The 18,057-nt window shown below is 69.4% G+C and carries 16 protein-coding genes; 8 read left to right on the top strand and 8 right to left on the bottom strand.

What is annotated here, in order from left to right:
- Window positions 1-72: 72 nt before the first annotated feature.
- Window positions 73-1,338: a dipeptidase gene (locus AC1DGW_RS08610; RefSeq protein WP_478021660.1), complete on the bottom strand. Its 1,266-nt coding sequence runs from the start codon at window positions 1,336-1,338 to the stop codon at window positions 73-75.
- Between the two features lie 155 nt (window positions 1,339-1,493).
- On the opposite strand from AC1DGW_RS08610, the gene hemL reads away from it, so the two are divergent.
- Together hemL and AC1DGW_RS08600 are read left to right on the top strand one after the other, a co-directional pair.
- Window positions 1,494-2,786 carry a glutamate-1-semialdehyde 2,1-aminomutase gene (gene hemL / locus AC1DGW_RS08605; RefSeq protein WP_478022214.1) on the top strand — a complete coding sequence of 431 codons (1,293 nt, stop codon included), beginning with the start codon at window positions 1,494-1,496 and terminating at the stop codon, window positions 2,784-2,786.
- Window positions 2,787-2,899: 113 nt separating this feature from the next.
- Window positions 2,900-3,487, top strand: coding sequence for an HAD-IA family hydrolase (locus tag AC1DGW_RS08600; protein WP_478021658.1), 588 nt, complete (start codon window positions 2,900-2,902; stop codon window positions 3,485-3,487).
- Window positions 3,488-3,591: 104 nt separating this feature from the next.
- Here AC1DGW_RS08600 and AC1DGW_RS08595 read toward each other — a convergent pair whose 3' ends face one another.
- On the bottom strand, window positions 3,592-4,818 hold the full coding sequence (locus tag AC1DGW_RS08595) for an acetylornithine transaminase (RefSeq protein WP_478021655.1): 1,227 nt from the start codon (window positions 4,816-4,818) through the stop codon (window positions 3,592-3,594).
- A 71-nt stretch (window positions 4,819-4,889) separates the two neighbouring features.
- Here AC1DGW_RS08595 and AC1DGW_RS08590 point away from each other — a divergent pair, with 71 nt between their 5' ends.
- Window positions 4,890-5,765, top strand: a complete 876-nt coding sequence (locus tag AC1DGW_RS08590; protein ID WP_478021651.1) for an ion transporter — start codon at window positions 4,890-4,892, stop codon at window positions 5,763-5,765.
- Between the two features lie 48 nt (window positions 5,766-5,813).
- Here the strand turns inward: AC1DGW_RS08590 and AC1DGW_RS08585 are convergent, their stop codons facing one another.
- Entirely contained in the window at window positions 5,814-6,632 is an 819-nt protein-coding gene (locus AC1DGW_RS08585; RefSeq protein WP_478021648.1) for an SDR family oxidoreductase, read from the bottom strand.
- 139 nt (window positions 6,633-6,771) lie between these two features.
- Between AC1DGW_RS08585 and AC1DGW_RS08580 the strand changes: the two genes are divergently transcribed.
- Window positions 6,772-7,461 carry a hypothetical protein gene (locus AC1DGW_RS08580; RefSeq protein ID WP_478021643.1) on the top strand — a complete coding sequence of 230 codons (690 nt, stop codon included), beginning with the start codon at window positions 6,772-6,774 and terminating at the stop codon, window positions 7,459-7,461.
- A gap of 233 nt (window positions 7,462-7,694) precedes the next feature.
- Here the strand turns inward: AC1DGW_RS08580 and AC1DGW_RS08575 are convergent, their stop codons facing one another.
- Complete coding sequence (locus tag AC1DGW_RS08575) at window positions 7,695-8,357, bottom strand: phosphotransferase (RefSeq protein WP_478021641.1); 663 nt, start codon at window positions 8,355-8,357, stop codon at window positions 7,695-7,697.
- A 139-nt stretch (window positions 8,358-8,496) separates the two neighbouring features.
- Here AC1DGW_RS08575 and AC1DGW_RS08570 point away from each other — a divergent pair, with 139 nt between their 5' ends.
- Window positions 8,497-10,500 carry a bifunctional DedA family/phosphatase PAP2 family protein gene (locus AC1DGW_RS08570; protein ID WP_478021639.1) on the top strand — a complete coding sequence of 668 codons (2,004 nt, stop codon included), beginning with the start codon at window positions 8,497-8,499 and terminating at the stop codon, window positions 10,498-10,500.
- A 19-nt stretch (window positions 10,501-10,519) separates the two neighbouring features.
- On the opposite strand, the gene AC1DGW_RS08565 is transcribed toward AC1DGW_RS08570, so the two are convergent.
- From AC1DGW_RS08565 to AC1DGW_RS08555, 3 genes are all read right to left on the bottom strand, one after another.
- Complete coding sequence (locus tag AC1DGW_RS08565; RefSeq protein ID WP_478021637.1) at window positions 10,520-11,128, bottom strand: LON peptidase substrate-binding domain-containing protein; 609 nt, start codon at window positions 11,126-11,128, stop codon at window positions 10,520-10,522.
- Between the two features lie 88 nt (window positions 11,129-11,216).
- Complete coding sequence (gene mpl / locus AC1DGW_RS08560; protein WP_478021635.1) at window positions 11,217-12,578, bottom strand: UDP-N-acetylmuramate:L-alanyl-gamma-D-glutamyl-meso-diaminopimelate ligase; 1,362 nt, start codon at window positions 12,576-12,578, stop codon at window positions 11,217-11,219.
- Window positions 12,579-12,867: 289 nt separating this feature from the next.
- Complete coding sequence (locus AC1DGW_RS08555) at window positions 12,868-13,431, bottom strand: adenylate kinase (RefSeq protein WP_478021633.1); 564 nt, start codon at window positions 13,429-13,431, stop codon at window positions 12,868-12,870.
- A 150-nt stretch (window positions 13,432-13,581) separates the two neighbouring features.
- On the opposite strand from AC1DGW_RS08555, the gene AC1DGW_RS08550 reads away from it, so the two are divergent.
- Both AC1DGW_RS08550 and AC1DGW_RS08545 read left to right on the top strand, forming a co-directional pair.
- Window positions 13,582-14,838, top strand: coding sequence for a 6-phosphofructokinase (locus AC1DGW_RS08550; protein ID WP_478021631.1), 1,257 nt, complete (start codon window positions 13,582-13,584; stop codon window positions 14,836-14,838).
- A gap of 66 nt (window positions 14,839-14,904) precedes the next feature.
- Window positions 14,905-15,033 carry a hypothetical protein gene (locus AC1DGW_RS08545; RefSeq protein ID WP_478021629.1) on the top strand — a complete coding sequence of 43 codons (129 nt, stop codon included), beginning with the start codon at window positions 14,905-14,907 and terminating at the stop codon, window positions 15,031-15,033.
- Between the two features lie 91 nt (window positions 15,034-15,124).
- Here AC1DGW_RS08545 and AC1DGW_RS08540 read toward each other — a convergent pair whose 3' ends face one another.
- The gene (locus tag AC1DGW_RS08540; protein ID WP_478021627.1) at window positions 15,125-15,646 is read right to left on the bottom strand and encodes a hypothetical protein; all 522 of its coding nucleotides are present in this window, start codon (window positions 15,644-15,646) and stop codon (window positions 15,125-15,127) included.
- Between the two features lie 246 nt (window positions 15,647-15,892).
- Between AC1DGW_RS08540 and AC1DGW_RS08535 the strand changes: the two genes are divergently transcribed.
- Window positions 15,893-17,923, top strand: coding sequence for a sodium-translocating pyrophosphatase (locus tag AC1DGW_RS08535; RefSeq protein ID WP_478021625.1), 2,031 nt, complete (start codon window positions 15,893-15,895; stop codon window positions 17,921-17,923).
- Window positions 17,924-18,057: the final 134 nt, after the last annotated feature.

Here is an 18,057-nt window from a genome sequence, read left to right as displayed (position 1 = left end):
TCCCACGCAGGAATGTGCGGGCTGTTACGGCGGGTTCTGCATGCAAGCCCCATCGCGCACCAAGGTGCGCTTCTACTCCAGCACCGCCTTCACCGCCGCCGGGTCGGCCAGCGCCTGCACCTCGCGGATCAGGCGCACGGTGTTGCCGCCGAGGATGGCGCTGATCTGCCGCTCGTCGTAGCCCGCGTCGAGCAGCGCCTGCACCACCTTGGGCAGCGCGGTGATGTCCTCGTAACCTTCGACGCCGCCACCGCCGTCCCAGTCCGCGCCCAGGCCGACATGTTCCCAGCCGGCCACCTTGATGATGTGCAGCAGGTGGCGCATGTAGTCGTCGAAATCGGCTTTGCGGATGTTGTACTTCGCGTCGAGCTCGGCCATGCGCGCCTTGACCTGTTCGCGCTCGGCGTCGGTCAGGTCGTTGCGATCGCCGAAAGATTCGTAGAGCTTGCGCCGCTCGGCGCGGTACTCGGGTGTGGCGCCGGTATCGATCAGGTAACCGCCCAGCGAGTTGACCTGGATCACGCCGCCCTTCTTCGCCAGGGCGCGGATGCGCTTGTCGTCGATGTTGCGCGAGTGCGCGAACACGTCATAGGCGCCGCTGTGCGAAAGGATGATCGGCGCCTTGCTCAGCGCGATCATCTGGTCGAACACCGCGTTGGACGAATGCGACTGGTCGATGATGATGCCCAGCCGGTTGGCCTCGACGATCATCGCCTTGCCCTTTTCGCTCAGGCCGCCGTGCTCGCCCTCCGGCGCCACGCCCATGCCGGCCGAATCGGCGAAGTCGTTGTGGCTGATGTGCGCCAGCGAGAGCATGCGCAGTCCCTGCTTGTAGTAGAAGCTGAGCAGGCTGGGGTCGTACTCCAGCGGGTAGGCGTTCTCCATGCTGATGTAGACCGATTTCTTCCCCGCCGCCTTGATCCGCGCCGCATCGTCGGCGGTGGTGGCCAGTTCGAACTTGTCCGGATTGGCCGCGACCATCTCGCGGATCTCGGACAGGCGCTTGAGGCCGGCGTCGCGCGCCTTCAGGTTGCCGGCGGCATCGCGTTCTCCCTGGCTGGTGAACACCACCCAGAAGCCGCCGTCCAGCCCGCCTTCGACCATGCGCGGGTAATCGATCTGCGAACCCTCGGTGTGGCGGTCGGTGATCTTCCAGCCCGGCTGCGAGAACAGCGCCGGCGTGTCGAGGTGGGTGTCGAGGTTGATCGCGTGGGCCTGGATGGCGCGGGCGCGCTCGGAGATCTTCGCCGGACCGGTGCCAGCCTGGGCGGTGGCGGCGAAGGCCAGCAGCAGCGCCGCCGACAGCGCGCCGGCCTTGAACGTCGTATCGAACTTCATGGCTCTCCCTTCGGAACGGATCGTCCCGCATTCTTGCACGCGTGCCGCGCGGCCTTGCAGGCCATTGGTCATGGATTCCCCGGCGCATGGCAGCGCCCGGCGCGAAAGCGGACAATAGGCACATTCTTTCGTCACCCTCCGTGCCTGCCATGTCCTTGAACCACGACCAGTCCCATGCCCTGTTCGCCCGCGCCCAGCAGTTGCTTCCGGGCGGCGTCAACTCGCCGGTGCGCGCGTTCAAGTCGGTCGGCGGCGAGCCGTTCTTCGTGCAGCGCGCCGACGGCGCGTACCTGTTCGACGTGGATGGCAACCGCTACATCGACTACGTCGGTTCGTGGGGCCCGATGATCGTCGGCCACAACCACCCGGCGGTGCGCGAGGCGGTGCAGCAGGCCATCGGCAACGGCCTGTCGTTCGGCGCGCCGTGCCCGGCCGAAGTGACCATGGCCGAGACCATCACCGGCCTGGTGCCGTCGTGCGAGATGGTGCGCATGGTCAACTCCGGCACCGAGGCCACGCTGTCGGCGATCCGCCTGGCGCGTGGCGCCACCGGGCGCAACCGCATCGTCAAGTTCGAGGGCTGCTACCACGGCCACGGCGATTCGTTCCTGGTCAAGGCCGGCAGCGGCATGCTGACCCTGGGCGTGCCAACCTCGCCGGGCGTGCCGGCCGGCCTGAGCGAACTCACCCTCACCCTGCCCTACAACGATTTCGACGCCGCCACCGCGCTGTTCGAACAGCAGGGCAGCGAGATCGCCGGCCTGATCATCGAGCCGGTGGTCGGCAACGCCAACTGCATCCCGCCACGTGAGGGTTACCTGCAGCACCTGCGCGCACTGTGCACGCAGTACGGCGCGCTGCTGATCTTCGACGAGGTGATGACCGGCTTCCGCGTGGCGCTGGGCGGCGCGCAGGCGCACTACGGCATCACCCCGGACCTGACCACCTTCGGCAAGATCATCGGCGGCGGCATGCCGGTGGGCGCCTATGGCGGCCGCCGCGAGCTGATGCAGCAGATCGCCCCGGCCGGCCCGATCTACCAGGCCGGCACCCTGAGCGGCAATCCGGTGGCGATGGCCGCCGGCCTGGCGATGCTGGAGCTGATCCAGCAGCCCGGTTTCCACGAGGTGCTGGCCGCACGCACCGCGCGCCTGTGCGAAGGCCTGGAGGCGGCCGCGCACGAGGCCGGCGTCAGCGTCACCACCACCTGCGTCGGCGCGATGTTCGGCCTGTTCTTCACCGACGAGAAGGTGGAGACCTACGCCCAGGCCACCGCCTGCGACATTCCCGCGTTCAACCGCTTCTTCCACGCGATGCTGGAGCGCGGCGTGTTCCTGGCGCCATCGGCCTACGAGGCCGGCTTCCTGTCCAGCGCGCATGACGATGCGGTGATCGACGCCACCCTGGCCGCCGCGCGCGAGGCGTTCAGGGTGGTCGCCGCGGGCTGATCGCCCCTCACCGCTTCCATGCAGGAGCGATGCAGGTCGCGACCGGAGCTTTCGCAGGAATGCGCCGGTTGCGACGGATGCCGCTCCTGCGGAAGCGGCCGCCATGGATGCCCATGATCCACGCCCTGCTGCTCGACTTCGACGGCCTGCTCGCCGACTACGACCATCCGCGCCATCTCCTGCACCTGGCCGATGCGGCCGGCTGCATGCCGGCGCAGATCGACGAACTGCTGCGTGGCGAAGGGCTGGAGCTGGCGCACGCGCGTGGCGAGCTCGATGGCGATGCGCTGTTGCAGGTCCTGAACGAGCAGCTCGGCAGCCGGTTGTCCGCCACCGACTGGCTCACCGCGCGCACCCGCGCCAGCGTCCTGCGCCGCGACACGCTCGCCCTGCTGCAACGGCTGCGTCCGGATGTCTGCGTCGCCGTACTGACCAACAACGGCCCCTTGAGCGTGGCCGCGATCACCGCCCTGCTGCCCGGCATCGACGTGCTGTGCAGCGCCACCCTGGGCGTGCGCAAGCCGGACCCGCACATCTATCTCGCCGCAACCGCACGGCTCGGCTGCGAGCCGGCACGCACCCTGTTCGTCGATCACCTGTTCCGCAACGTGCAGGGCGCGCGCGGCGCCGGCCTGCACGCCGACACCGCGCACCACACCCAGTCGCTGCGCCGCGTGCTGCGCCGCTACCGGCTGCTCTGAAACCGGCAATGCCAGCAACGATGCCGGCAACGTGGAATCGTGCCGGCCAAAACGGCAGGAGCGCACCGAAGTGCGCTCCTGCGGGTCACCCGATCGGCCCGGGCTCAGCGTGCGGCCACAAACGCCGCGATCGCCTCGCGCACGCGCTTCAGGCCTTCGGCCAGTTCCTCGTCAGTGATGTTCAGCGGCGGCACGAAGCGCAGCACGCTGGTGCCGGCCTGCAGGATCAGCACCTGCTTCTCGGCGGCCAGGTCCAGCAGCGTGCCGATGTCGGCCACGTACTCGGGCTTGAGCACCGCGCCGATCATCAGGCCCATGCCGCGCACCTGCTCGAACACGCCGAACTCGGCGCCGATGGCCTCCAGCCCGGCCTTGAGCGCGGCCGACTGGCGGGCCACGTTGGCCTTGATCCCATCCGAGGCCAGCGTGCGCAGCGCCACGCGCGCCACCGCCGCGGCCAGCGGGTTGCCGCCGAAGGTGGTGCCGTGGGCGCCAACGCCCATGACGTCGGCCACCTTCGGGCCGGCCAGCATCGCGCCGACCGGGAAGCCGCAGCCCAGCGCCTTGGCCAGGCTGACGATGTCCGGGGTCACGCCCCAGTTCCAGTGCGCGAACAGCTCGCCGGTGCGGCCCATGCCGACCTGGATCTCGTCCAGCACCAGCAGCGCGTCGTGCTGGTCACACAGTTCACGGGCGCGGCGCATGAATTCCGCCGAGGCCGGCATCACCCCGCCCTCGCCCTGCACCGGCTCGAACATCACCGCGGCCACGTCGCCGCCGGCCATCGCCGCTTCCAGCTGCGCCACGTCGTTGAAATCGGCATAGCGGAAACCGCCGGGCAGCGGCTCGTAGCCTTCCTGGTACTTGGGCTGGGCGGTGGCGGTCACCGTGGCCAGGGTGCGGCCGTGGAAGCTGCCGCGGAAAGTAAGGATGACGCGCTTCTCCGGCGGCCGGCCCTGCGCGGCGGCCCACTTGCGCACCAGCTTGATCGCCACCTCGTTGGCCTCGGCGCCGGAGTTGCACAGGAACACGCGGCTGGCGAAGCGCGAGGCCTCCACCAGTTCCTGCGCCAGGTGCAGCGGCGGCTCGCTGTAGAACATGTTGCTGGTGTGCCAGAGCTTGTCGGCCTGGGCCAGCAGCGCGGCCTTCAGGTCCGGGTGGTTGTGGCCGAGGCTGCACACCGCGATGCCGGCCGCCAGGTCGATGAACTCGCGCCCCTGCGTATCCCAGAGTCGGGCGCCCTGGCCACGCTCGAGCACGAGCTGGCGGGGCCGGTACACCGGCAGGTAGTACTGGGACAGGGACAACAGCGGCTCGGCGACAGCGGTCATGGCGTTCCGGTAGGTGTGGTGGGTGAAAGCGGCATTGTCCCCCATTACGCGGGCTGCGGCACAATGCCGCCATGCGACTGTTCTCCACCCCGCAGCTGAATCCCGCGTCCGAGACCGGCTGGCGCCGCCACTGGTTCGACATCATCTACCGCAGCGATACGCCGCCGTCGCGGCGTTTCGACCTGCTGCTGGTCTACGCCATCGTCGCCAGCGTGCTGGTGGTGATGCTGGACAGCGTGCAGCACATCCACGCCGCCTGGGCGTCGTGGTTCTACGTGGTCGAGTGGGGCTTCACCCTGCTGTTCACCGCCGAGTACGCGCTGCGGCTGCTGGTGGTGCGGCGGCCGCTGCGCTACGCGCTCAGCATCTGGGGCGTCATCGACCTGCTGGCGATCCTGCCCACCTACCTCTCGCTGCTGCTGCCCGGCGCGCAGAGCCTGCTGGTGGTGCGCGCCCTGCGCATCCTGCGCGTGTTCCGCATCCTCAAGCTGACCCGCTACATCGAAGAAAGCGGCATCCTGATGCAGGCGCTGTGGCGCAGCCGCCGCAAGATCCTGCTGTTCCTGTCGCTGGTGATCACCATCGCCATCGTCGCAGGCTCGCTGATGTACGTCATCGAGGGCCCCAGCCACGGCTTCAGCAACATCCCGGCCAGCATGTACTGGGCGGTGGTGACCATGGCCACGGTCGGCTTCGGCGACATCGTGCCGCAGACCACGCTGGGGCGCTTCGTCACCTCGGTGCTGATCCTGATCGGCTACAGCATCATCGCCGTGCCCACCGGCATCTATACCGCCGAACTGGCCAACGGCATGCGCCAGGCCGAGGCCGGCCGGCGCCGCCGCGACGACCGCGGCTGCATCGTCTGCGGCCACGAGGGCCACGAGCCGACCGCGCGCTACTGCAACCACTGCGGGCACGAACTGCCGGAACCGCTGGAGCCCTGACCGGCCCGTCGCGCACTGACGTGCGCTCCTGCGGTCCCCGACGGCGTTTCAGTCCAGGAACAGATCCGGCAGCAGCGGCCGCGACGGATCGACCGCATAGGCCGACAGGTCGGTGACGCCGGCCTGCGCCAGCACTTCGTCGTCGATCAGGAACTGTCCGCTGAAACCGGCCGCCTCGCGTACCAGCACCGCGTGCGCGGCGTCGGCCATGATCTCCGGGCTACGGCAATTGGCGGCATCGACGCCGGGAATCATGTTGATCGCATCGGTGGCGATGATGGTGCGCGGCCACAGCGCGTTGACCGCCACGCCTTGCGGGCCGAACTCGGCGGCCAGGCCCAGGGTCACGAAGCTCATGCCCATCTTGGCCAGCGTGTAACCGGTATGCGGCCCCCACCATTTCGGGTCCAGGCTCGGCGGCGGCGCGAGCGTGAGGATGTGCGGATTCGGCGCCTGCAGCAGGTGCGGCAGGCAGGCCTGCGCGCACAGGAAGCTGCCGCGCGCGTTGACCTGCTGCATCAGGTCGAAGCGCTTCATCGGCGTGTCCAGCGCGCCGCGCAGCCAGATCGCCGACGCGTTGTTCACCAGGATGTCGATGCCGCCGAAGGTGTCGACCGTTGCCGCCACGGCGGCATGCACCTGGTCTTCCTCGCGGATGTCGCACTTCAGCGCGAGGCCGCGACCGCCGGCCGCGTTCACCGCGTCCACGGCGGTATGGATGGTGCCCGGCAGCCTGGGATTGGGCACCGCCGACTTGGCGGCGATGGCGACATTGGCGCCGTCGCGCGCAGCGCGCAGCGCGATGGCCAGACCGATGCCGCGCGAAGCGCCGGTGATGAAGAGGGTCTTGCCTTGCAGGCTGCTCATGCGCGACTCCGCGATACCCGATGGAAGCGGACCGCATTATGCGCCATGACCGTCGCCGTTCATGGCCGCTTGCATCGAACACCTGCCGTTAATGCGCGATGCCGATACTGGCGCCCTTCCGTATCCGTCGTGCGTTCCAATGAAACCGTTGCCCGTTGTCGTTCCCCTGCTGCTCGTCCTGTCCCTGACCGCCTGCCAGAAGCACACCGCATCGCCGGCCGACATGGCGCATCCGCACGATGTGGCCGGGCAGACCACCGGCCTTGGCAGCAGCGATGCCACGCCGTCACGGATCGACGCCGGTGCGGTGTGGAGCGGATCGACCGACGCCTGCCGCAGCGACGCACCGCCCGGCGGTGGCGACTGCGTGGTCGAGGCCATGCGCGCCACCGGTGCGACACCGGCCGCGATCGCCGCCGCGCAACGGCTGGCCGCGCAGGACAACCCCGGCTATATCAGCGCCTGGGATGACCAGTCCGGCGTGGGCATGGCGACGCTGGAATTCCCGCTGCGCGCCAACACCAACCAGGGCACCTGGCTGGTGGATGCCGAGGGCAGGACCATCGACGTGGACGCGGACGTGCTGGACGACAGCGCGCGCGCCGGGGCACAGGCAAAGGCGTTCTTCGACGCGCATCCGGACGCCGCGCCATTCGCACCGGCACAGGCCACGGGTACCGCGCCCCTGCCCAATGGCGGCGTGCGCCTGCTCTACGCCACCCCGCTGCGCAGCTGCCACGCCTGCGCCGACCAGGGCACGCTCACGCTGGGCTACGACTTCGACGCCCAGCGCCGCTACGTCGGCCGGCAGGTGGTGGAGGTGCGCTGAGCCGCGCCGTCGCGTTGTCCGCCCAAGCCAGCTCGCCGGATCGCGACGCTCCAACGAACCCACCGTGGAGCGGGGCAAGCCCCGCTCTACACGCCCTCGCCAACGTGATGGAGCAGAGCCCCCTTTATTAAGGGGGGCGCGCCAAAGGCGCGGGGGATAGGCAAGGCAAGGAGTCGGGACCCAAAGCTCTGCACAGCAGAGCTTTGGGGACGCAGTCCGCTACGCGGGCTGCGTCACGCCTTCGGCCCCTGCCCCTCGTTGTCTTCCCAGTGCAGGATGCGCCGGGTCACGAAGCGGTACACCGGCTTGCCGGTGGCGAACCACAGTTCGCGCACCCACGAATGGCGCTTGAGCAGGCGCAGCTCCACCGGCGTCAGCGCCTGCCGGCAGTACATGCGCTTGTGCTTGAGCAGATGGCGCAGATCCTCGCGGGCGAGCAGGCGCATCCAGCGCGAGCGCGGGTCGCCGCAGACCGCCAGCTGGAAATCGATCAGCGCCGGCGAACCATCGGCGCGCACCAGCCAGTTGGCTTCCTTGGCCAGGTCGTTGTGGGCGATGCCGTGGCGGTGCACCTGCTGCAGCAGGCGACGCGCGGCATGGAACCAGGCCACGTCGCCGCGCGGCGGACGCTGGTACATCGCCGCACCCTCCATGTAGCTGCGGTCCAGCCAGCGCCCGTCCCAGCCCAGCAGCTGCGGGGTCGCCTCCATGCCGCCCAGCTTCGCCAGCGCGCGGGCCTCGCGCCGCGCCAGCCACCAGGCCGGCAGCCGCAGCCACCACGGCGTGGCGCCGAGATCGCGGCGCACGAACCGGCGCCCGCCCTCGCGCACCAGCAGGATGCGGCCGAAGCTGTCGGACTTGAGGATCTGGATGCCGTCGTCGTTCGTATTCGCCATCGCCGCCATTCTAGCGTCCGGCCGTCGGTGGCCGGACCGGCCGCGCATTGCCCGGGGGCTTTTCCTACCTGCATGGCCGCTGTCCGGAACCCCATCGCATGGCACCGGTCTGACACCCGCGCCCTTCTATAATCCCGCGATGGACTCTTCCTGGATCGACACCATCCTGGCCTGGATCGCCGCGCACCCCGTGCTGGCCGGCGCCGTCATCTTCGCCATCGCCTTCTGCGACGCCGTCATCATCCTCGGCGCGATCGTGCCGGCGCTGCCGCTGATGATCGCCGTCGGCGTGCTGATCGGCATGGGCGAGATCTCCGGCCCCTACGCAGTGGCCTGCGCCGCGCTCGGCGCGTTCTGCGGCGATGGGCTGAGCTACTGGGTCGGCCGGCGCTGGGGCGACCGCCTGCGCGGGGTATGGCCGTTCAGCCGCTATCCGCAACTGCTGGAGCGCGGCGAACTGCTGTTCAGACGCAATGCGTTCAAGAGCATCCTGGTGGCGCGCTACGTCGGCGCGATCCGGCCGTTCGTACCGGCCATTGCCGGCATGGCGAAGATGCCGCTGGCGCGCTACGCGCAGCCCAGCGCCGTCGCCAGCCTGTCGTGGGCGGTGCTGTTCCTGCTGCCGGGCTGGGCGCTGGGCCAGGCCTACGACGCGGTGGCGGCGGTGGCAGGGCGGCTGTTCGTAGTGGTGGCCCTGCTCGGGGTGATGCTGGGGCTGGTGTGGGCCATCGTGCTGTACGGCTATCGCTGGTCGGCCGCGCGCATGGACGGCTGGCTGGCGCGCCTGCTGCGCTGGTCGCAGCGCCATCCGCACCTGCTCGGCCGCTACTGGAACGACCTGTTCGACCCGCGCCGGCGCGAATCGGTGCCGCTGGCGATGCTGGCGCTGATGCTGTTGCTGCTGGGCTGGGGCTGGTTCGTGCTGCTGATGGTGGTGGTCGGCCACGGCGAGCCACTGGCGTTGGACCTGGCCGTGCACCACCTGATGCTGGCCCTGCGCAATCCGCTGGCCGACTACCCGATGGCGGCGCTGGCGGCGCTGGGCGACTGGCAGGTGCTGCTGCCGGCCACCGCCGCGGGCATGGGCTACCTGTGCTGGCGTCGGCGCTGGATGGCCGCCGCGCACTGGCTGGCGGCGCTGGCGTTCGGCCTGGCGTTGACCAAGCTGCTCGGCGCCACCGTGGACGTGGTGCGGCCGCCGGCCGCCAGCAGCGGCTTCGGCTTCCCCTCGGTGTCGGTGACCATGGCCACCATCACCTTCGGCTTCTTCGCCGTGCTGATCAGTCGCGAACTGCCCGGCCGCACGCGGGTATGGCCGTACCTGGTGTCGGGCATCGTGGTCACGATCATTGGCTTTGCCCGCCTCTACCTGGGTGCGCACTGGCTGAGCGACGTCATCGGCGGCATGTTGTTCGGCATCTTCTGGCTGCTGGTGCTGGGCATCGCCTACCGCCGCCGCTTCAACCGCTCGTTCTGGGTCAAGCCGGTGACGTGGCTGTTCTACGGCGTGTTCGTGCTGGCCGGGTTCTGGTACGCACCGCGCAACGTGCCGGCCAAGCTGGCCAAGTTCGAACCGGTGGCCGAAGCGCCGCGGATGATGGACGCGGCCGGATGGTGGCAGGACGGCTGGCGCGAACTGCCGGCGCGCCGCAACGAATTCGACGACGACCAGCGCTGGCCGCTGGACGTGCAGGTCGCCGGGCCGCTGGCGCCCTTGCAGCAGCAGCTGGAACGCCATGGCTGGACGCTGCAGCCGCAGGCCGGCTGGCAGCAGGCGCTGTCCATGCTGGACAGCAAGGCAAAGCCGGGACAGGTGCCGGTACTACCGGCGACGCTGGACACCAATGTCGAATCGCTGCTGATGCTGCGCCAGGGCGCACAGCCGGACGAGCTGTATGCGCTGCGCCTGTGGCCGGCGCCGGTACGCCTGCAACCGGGCCAGGCGCCGCTGTGGCTGGGCAGCACGCAGACCCTGCGCTACCAGCGCCATTTCAAGCTGTTCGGCCTCTGGCTGCCGTTGCGCGGCGTGGATCCGGCACTGGATGCGGTCAAGCAATCGCTGGACGGCATGGACACCCGCACCCAGGCCATGCCGGAGAGCGGGATGCCGCTGTTGATGATCCGCAGCGAACCGCAGCCGTAGATGCGGGCTTGCCCCGCCTCTACAGGTCGGCTTCCGCCGGCGGCTCGAAGTCGGGAATCCAGGTGAGCAGCTGATCCAGCCGCTGGTGCGGATCGTCTTCCTGCAACAGCACCAGCCGCTGTTCGTCCTCCAGCGGCAGCAGTTCGCCCAGCCGCCACCCCACCCACGCCGCCTGGTCCAGCTGCGCGGGACCGGCGCTGGCGAATTCGCCGCCGGCCTGCTCCAGGATGCGTTCCAGCAGCAGCCCCAGCAGCGCATGCTCGGGCCGCAGTTCGTCGTCGTGGTCCGGGTCGCGCCATTCGACCTCGGCCACCACCAGGCCGTTGTCGCGCACCCGCGTGCGGCTCACGTGGAAACGGCGCGCACCGCGCAGGCGCAGCTGCAGCACGCCATCGGCGCCGACATCGAAATCCTCGACCACCGCCTCCACGCCCCAGGCCGCAGGCGTGGCCGGCTCGCCGACTTCCTCGCCCTCCAGGATCAGGCAGATGCCGAAGGTACTGCCCTGGCGGCCGCATTCGCGCACCAGGTCCAGGTAGCGCGCCTCGAATACGCGCAGGCCGAGCGCGGCGCCGGGCAGCAGCACACCGTGCAGCGGGAACAGGGGCAGGGTCTGCGTGTCTGTCATCAGGCCGGTCGGACTCCGGAAGCGATGGAATGCGTGGCGAGGGTAACGCAGTGCCGGTTACGTCCCCGCCACGATGGAAGCCGGCGCATCAGCCCTGCAGCTGCGCCAGGAAGCGGCGCGGCGCGCCGTCGAAGCCGCCGTTGGACATGAACACCACGTGGTCGCCCTCACGCACCGACTCGCCCAGCCGCGCCAGCAGCGCATCGGTATCGGCCACCGCCTGCGCATCGCCGCGCACTGCCGCGATCACCCTGGCTGCATCCCATGGCAGTTCCGGGCGCGCCAGGAACACCACCGCATCGGCGATGTCCAGCGACGGCGCCAGCGCATCGGCATGCGCGCCCAGCCGCATCGAATTGCTGCGCGGCTCCATCGCCACCACGATCCGCGCCCCGCCGACTTTCGCGCGCAGTCCTTCCAGCGTGGTGTGGATGGCGGTGGGGTGATGGGCGAAATCGTCGTAGAGGGTCACTCCGCGCGCCTGCCCGATCACTTCCAGGCGGCGCTTGACGCTGTGGAAACCGGCCAGCGCCGGCGCCACCGCGGCCACGTCCACGCCCACCGCATGCGCGGCGGCCAGCGCAGCCAGGCCGTTGAGCACGTTATGGCGGCCCAGCAGCGGCCAGTGCACCTGCGCCACTTCCACGCCACGGTGCCGGACCGCGAACACGCTGCCGTCCTGTTCGACCAGCCGCGCGCTCCACTCCAGCGCGGGGTCGAAACCAAAACGCTCCACCGGCGTCCAGCAGCCCATCGCCAGCACCTCGGCCAGGCGCGTGTCCTCGCCGTTGACGATCAGCCGGCCGCGGCCGGGCACGGTGCGCACCAGATGGTGGAACTGGCGCTGGATCGCCGCCACGTCCGGGAAGATGTCGGCGTGGTCGTATTCCAGGTTGTTGAGGATCGCCACCAGCGGCCGGTAGTGGACGAACTTGCTGCGCTTGTCGAAGAACGCGGTGTCGTACTCGTCGGCCTCGACCACGAACTCACGGCCCTGGCCGACGCGTGCCGACACGCCGAAATCCTCGGCCACGCCGCCGATCAGGAAGCCCGGTTCGCGCCCGGCCGCCTGCAGCAGGTAGGCCAGGATCGTCGTCGTCGTGGTCTTGCCATGGGTACCGGCCACGGCCAGCGTGTCGCGGCCGGGCAGCACGTTTTCGGCCAGCCACTGCGCGCCGCTGGTATAGCGCCGGCCGGCGTCCAGCACCGCTTCCACCGCGGGGTTGCCGCGCGAGAGCGCATTGCCGATCACGACCTCGTCGCAATCGCCGCCGATGTTGCCCGGCAGGTAGCCCTGCGACAGGGTGATGCCCAGCGTTTCCAGCTGGGTGGACATGGGCGGGTACACCGCCTGGTCGCTGCCTTCGACCTGGTGGCCGAGTTCGCGGGCCAGGGCGGCCACGCCGCCCATGAAAGTACCGGCGATGCCGAGGATATGGATCTTGCTCATGCGCCGATTGTCGCCGATGCGCCGACGCGCGGGTATGTCATCCCCGCACATACCCCTACTGATCTGTAGGGGAAACTCCTATACCGCCGGTGGGCGTTCATACCGAGAATGCACGGGCCAGCCGCAGTATCCCTCAGGTCCTACTCCCCAAGAGGCCATCCCCAGGGAGCTCATGCTGCGGGGCGCTGAGCACGCCCATCTGCTGGCCCCTGTACGACGAACGCCCCGGACCAGCGCATGGTCCGGGGCGTTCGTTTTTGCGTTCCGGCTGCATGCCGGAACGGCATCATCAAGGCTTGATGGCGGCCAGGATGCGAGCCAGCACCTCGTCCAGCGCGCCCACGCCGTCGACGCGGGCCAGGGTGCCCTTGGCGGCGTAGAAGTCGATCACCGGCGCGGTGGAATCGTTGTAGACCTGCAGGCGCTGGCGCACCGATTCGGGGTTGTCGTCGGCACGGCCCTGCTCCTTGGCGCGGCCGGCGATGCGCTCGACCAGCAGTTCGGTCGGCACGTCCAGCTGCACGATGGCATCCAGCGGCTGCTGCAGGCGGGCCAGCAGTTCGCCCAGCGCGTTGGCCTGGGCCACATTGCGCGGGTAGCCGTCGAGGATGAAGCCGTTGGCGACGTCGGCCTGGGCCAGGCGCGATTCCAGCATGCCCAGCAGGATGTCGTCGGACACCAGGTTGCCGGCATCCATCACCGCCTTGGCCTGCTTGCCCAGCTCGGTGCCGGCGGCCACTTCGGCGCGCAGCAGGTCGCCGGTGGAGATGTGCGGAATCCGCAGTTCTTCCTTCAGGCGGGTCGCCTGCGTGCCCTTGCCCGAACCGGGCGGTCCCAACAGAACCAATCGCATTCCTGACTCCCTATGTATGTAGAGGACGTTTCTTCCAGGGACGGACAGCGGCGTTAGACTCAGGGGCCGATTTCACGCTGCACCGCAATAACGCAGCTTACCGCATCCGGCCAATGTCCCGGAAATGTCCCCCGCCCGGAGAGTCTCCGCATGTCCAAAGGCACCCTGCTCTATGCCCAGTCCGGCGGCGTCACCGCCGTCATCAACGCCACCGCCTCGGCCGTGATCGCCGAAGCCAGGGCGAAGAAAATCAAGGTATTGGCGGCGCGCAACGGCATCCTGGGCGCCCTGCGCGAGGACCTGATCGACACCTCGAAGGAGTCGGCCGCCAGCATCGCCGCGCTGGCCCACACCCCGGGCGGCGCGTTCGGCTCGTGCCGCTACAAGCTCAAGTCGCTGGAGGCGGACAGGGCGAAATACGAACGCCTGCTGGACGTGCTCAGGGCGCACGACGTGCGCTGGTTCCTCTACAACGGCGGCAACGATTCGGCCGACACCGCGCTGAAGGTCTCGCAGCTGGCCAGGGAATTCGGCTACCCGCTGACCTGCGTGGGCGTGCCCAAGACCATCGACAACGACCTGGCCGTCACCGACACCTGCCCGGGCTTCGGTTCGGCCGCCAAGTACACCGCCGTGTCGGTGCGCGAGGCCGCGTTGGACGTGGCGGCGATGGCCGAGACCTCCACCCGGGTCTTCATCTACGAGGCGATGGGCCGCCACGCCGGTTGGCTGGCCGCCGCGGCCGGACTGGCCGGGGAGAATCCCGACGACGCACCGCAGATCATCCTGCTGCCCGAACGCGCCTACGACGAAGCCGCCTTCCTGGCGAAGGTGAAGCAGGTGGTGGCGAAGGTCGGCTGGTGTGTGGTCGTGGCCAGCGAAGGCATCCACACCGCCGACGGCCGTTTCGTCGCCGATGCCGGCGGCGCCACCGATTCCTTCGGCCACACCCAGCTCGGCGGTGTCGCCTCGCACCTGGCCGGCCGGGTCAAGGCGGAACTGGGCTACAAGGTGCACTGGACCCTGCCCGATTACCTGCAGCGCTCGGCCCGCCATGTCGCCAGCAAGACCGACTGGGAGCAGGCACAGGCAGTGGGCAAGGCGGCGGTGCGGTTCGCACTCGAGGGGCGGAACTCGGTGATGCCGGTGATCGTGCGCGTGTCCGATGCGCCGTACCGCTGGAAGATCGAGGCCGCGCCGCTGTCCAAGGTGGCCAACCACGAGAAGAAGATGCCGGCCGGCTTCATCCGCAAGGACGGTTTCGGCATCACCGAAAAGGCGCGGCGCTACCTGCAGCCGCTGATCCGCGGTGAGGCGCCGCTGCCCTGGGGCCGCGATGGCCTGCCGAGGTATGTGACGCTGAAGAACGTGGCGGTGGCGAAGAAGCTTCCGGGCTGGGAAGGCTGAGCCCCGCGGCCGGCGCCGCCCCTGCCTTGCGTCGCGGTGACTTCAGGCAGGTGCCCGGCAACGCCCGTGGCGCGCATCCTGATACCGCGTTTCCCGCACAGGTACGGCGCCATGATCCGCAAGGTATTGATCGGCATGCTCGGCTTTCTTCTCGTCTGCCTGATCGGTGGCGCGGGCTACCGCCTGGGCCAGTAGCTGGCCGGACACAACAGCGCCGCCACGCGGCCTGCCCCGGCCTGAGCCAGGCCTGGAATCCCCCCGGCGGGTGCCGCCCTGCTGCGCCGGCTCAGCGGCAGGATTTGCCCTCCATCGCCATGTCCACCGCGAATGCCGGCAGCGACGCCAGCCTGCCGGCTTCGGCCTGCTGCCGCGCTTCGCCCAGGTACACGCGCACCTGTCCCTGGCCATCGCGGGTCAACGGCTGTTCGACAGGGCGCCGCCAGACATCGACCACAACCTGCTGGCCCGGGCAGGCCGCAGCCGGAATGCGGATACGGTCGTTGAGCCGCCATCCGTTCTCGCCCGGCGTGACCTGGGCGAAGTCCAGCAGCACGGCGCGCGGCTGGCAACGCGCATCGGTACGCACCAACTGCATGTCATAGGGCGCGTCGGCCTGGCCGGTGAAGCGGCCTTCGATGCGGGCGCAGGCTTCGGGAATCTGCCGCACGGTGTGCGCCGCGCCCACCGCCTGCGCCGTCCCCGGCGGACGCTGTATTTCCGGTTGCGCCGCGACGGGCGCCTGCGCGCCTGCGGCCAGCGGCAGCAGGGCCAGCAACGGCATCGACAGCATTCCACGCCCCTTCTTCATCGGCAGGCCTCGTTCATCACGGAAAGCCGCACGGTGCCAGCCCGGCGCTGAACGGAATGGCAAGCGTGACCGCCCCGTGACAGTGAACGACAGCTGACCCATACTCGCTGCGGCTCCAGGAAAAGTTGAACACCGCGACACGTACCACGGCCGCTGCATGGCTCCGGGTCTGTTCCAGTGCTTCATCCCCGGCGTGTCCCGCGTTCAGCCGTTGCTGGGCGACATCCACCTGTGCTGGAGGGGTTCATGCTGGAACACTACGGTCTCGTCTTCGCCCTGGCGTGTGCGGTCATCGCCATCGCCTATGGTCTGTTCGCCGCCCGCTGGGTATTGCGCCAGCCGGCCGGCAACCCGCGCATGCAGGAAATCGCTTCGGCGATCCAGGAAGGCGCGCGCGCCTACCTCAATCGCCAATACCTGACCATCGCCATCGCCGGCGTGGTGCTGTTCGTACTGGTGGGCGTCTTCCTGAGCTGGTACACCGCGGTCGGCTTCGCGATCGGCGCGGTGCTGTCCGGCGCGGCCGGCTACATCGGCATGAACGTCTCGGTCCGCGCCAACGTGCGCACCGCCGAGGCCGCACGCAACGGCATGAGCGCGGCGATGGACGTGGCGTTCAAGGGCGGCGCGATCACCGGCATGCTGGTGGTGGGGCTGGGCCTGCTGGGCGTGGCCGGCTACTACCTGCTGCTGACCCGGCACCTGGGCGTAACCGGCGAGGCCGCACTGCACGCGCTGGTCGGACTGGCGTTCGGCAGCTCGCTGATCTCGATCTTCGCGCGCCTGGGCGGCGGCATCTTCACCAAGGGCGCGGACGTGGGCGCCGACCTGGTGGGCAAGGTCGAGGCCGGCATTCCCGAGGACGACCCGCGCAACCCGGCGGTGATCGCCGACAACGTCGGCGACAACGTCGGCGACTGCGCCGGCATGGCCGCGGACCTGTTCGAGACCTACGCGGTGACGGTGATCGCAACCATGCTGCTGGGCGGGCTGATGATCGCCGAGGCCGGCCACAACGCGGTGCTGTACCCGCTGGTGCTGGGCGGCGTGTCGATCATCGCCTCGATCATCGGCGCGTTCTTCGTCAAGGTGAAGGCCGACGGCTCGATCATGGGCGCCCTGTACAAGGGCGTGATCGTCTCCGGCGTGCTGGCGGCGATCGCGTTCTGGCCGGTGACCACGCAGCTGATGGCCGACTCCAGCTACGGCGCGACCAACCTGTACCTGTGCGCGCTGATCGGGCTGGTGCTGACCGGGCTGATCGTGTGGATCACCGAGTACTACACCGGCACGCAGTACAAGCCGGTGCAGCACGTGGCGCAGGCCTCGACCACCGGCCACGGCACCAACATCATCGCCGGCCTCGGCGTGTCGATGAAGTCCACCGCGCTGCCGGTGGTGGCGGTCTGCGCGGCGATCTGGGGCGCGTTCCACTTCGGCGGGCTGTACGGCATCGCCATCGCCGCCACCGCGATGCTGTCGATGGCCGGCATGATCGTCGCGCTCGACGCCTACGGCCCGATCACCGACAACGCCGGCGGCATCGCCGAGATGGCCGAACTGCCCAGCGAGATCCGCGACATCACCGACCCGCTCGACGCGGTGGGCAACACCACCAAGGCGGTGACCAAGGGCTATGCGATCGGCTCGGCGGCGCTGGCCGCGCTGGTCCTGTTCGCCGACTACACCCACAACCTGCAGGCCGCGCACCCGGGCGAGACCTTTGCCTTCGACCTGTCCGACCACACGGTGATCATCGGCCTGCTGATCGGCGGCCTGATCCCCTACCTGTTCGGCGCGATGGCGATGGAAGCGGTGGGCCGTGCCGCCGGCGCGGTGGTGGAGGAAGTGCGCCGCCAGTTCCGCGACATCCCCGGCATCATGCAGGGCACCGGCAAGCCGCAGTACGACAAGGCGGTGGACATGCTCACCCGCTCGGCGATCCGGGAAATGATCGTGCCCTCGCTGCTGCCGGTAGCGGTGCCGATCATCGTCGGCCTGCTGCTGGGGCCGCGCGCACTCGGCGGACTGCTGATCGGCACGATCGTGACCGGCCTGTTCGTGGCGATCTCGATGACCACCGGCGGCGGCGCCTGGGACAACGCCAAGAAATACATCGAGGACGGCCACTTCGGCGGCAAGGGCAGCGAGGCGCACAAGGCAGCGGTGACCGGCGATACCGTCGGCGACCCCTACAAGGACACCGCCGGCCCGGCGATCAACCCGCTGATCAAGATCATCAACATAGTGGCGCTGCTGCTGGTGCCGTTGCTGTAGCCGAAGCTGGCGGCGTGCGGTCCTTTACCCTTCCCCCGCCTGCGGGGGAAGGGAACGGGAGCGGACCACGGGGCACGGATCGGGATCATCGACGTCGCCGCGCGGTTGCCGGCGACGGTGCAGGAGCACGCCTT

Source organism: Stenotrophomonas sp. 05N423 (assembly GCF_056397145.1).
The sequence above is the reverse complement of the archived record's forward strand: the minus strand, read 5'-3'. Positions and strand labels throughout refer to the sequence as shown.

Bases quoted from the DNA above. Each gene is read 5' to 3' on its own strand.
- AC1DGW_RS08580 (WP_478021643.1), top strand. From the start codon at position 6,772: ATGAAACCGTTGCCCGTTGTCGTTCCCCTGCTGCTCGTCCTGTCCCTG.
- mpl (WP_478021635.1), bottom strand. From the start codon at position 12,578: ATGAGCAAGATCCATATCCTCGGCATCGCCGGTACTTTCATGGGCGGC.
- AC1DGW_RS08535 (WP_478021625.1), top strand. From the start codon at position 15,893: ATGCTGGAACACTACGGTCTCGTCTTCGCCCTGGCGTGTGCGGTCATC.
- AC1DGW_RS08565 (WP_478021637.1), bottom strand. From the start codon at position 11,128: ATGACAGACACGCAGACCCTGCCCCTGTTCCCGCTGCACGGTGTGCTG.
- AC1DGW_RS08585 (WP_478021648.1), bottom strand. From the start codon at position 6,632: ATGAGCAGCCTGCAAGGCAAGACCCTCTTCATCACCGGCGCTTCGCGC.
- AC1DGW_RS08590 (WP_478021651.1), top strand. From the start codon at position 4,890: ATGCGACTGTTCTCCACCCCGCAGCTGAATCCCGCGTCCGAGACCGGC.
- AC1DGW_RS08555 (WP_478021633.1), bottom strand. From the start codon at position 13,431: ATGCGATTGGTTCTGTTGGGACCGCCCGGTTCGGGCAAGGGCACGCAG.
- AC1DGW_RS08550 (WP_478021631.1), top strand. From the start codon at position 13,582: ATGTCCAAAGGCACCCTGCTCTATGCCCAGTCCGGCGGCGTCACCGCC.
- AC1DGW_RS08600 (WP_478021658.1), top strand. From the start codon at position 2,900: ATGATCCACGCCCTGCTGCTCGACTTCGACGGCCTGCTCGCCGACTAC.
- AC1DGW_RS08540 (WP_478021627.1), bottom strand. From the start codon at position 15,646: ATGAAGAAGGGGCGTGGAATGCTGTCGATGCCGTTGCTGGCCCTGCTG.
- AC1DGW_RS08595 (WP_478021655.1), bottom strand. From the start codon at position 4,818: ATGACCGCTGTCGCCGAGCCGCTGTTGTCCCTGTCCCAGTACTACCTG.
- AC1DGW_RS08610 (WP_478021660.1), bottom strand. From the start codon at position 1,338: ATGAAGTTCGATACGACGTTCAAGGCCGGCGCGCTGTCGGCGGCGCTG.
- AC1DGW_RS08575 (WP_478021641.1), bottom strand. From the start codon at position 8,357: ATGGCGAATACGAACGACGACGGCATCCAGATCCTCAAGTCCGACAGC.
- AC1DGW_RS08570 (WP_478021639.1), top strand. From the start codon at position 8,497: ATGGACTCTTCCTGGATCGACACCATCCTGGCCTGGATCGCCGCGCAC.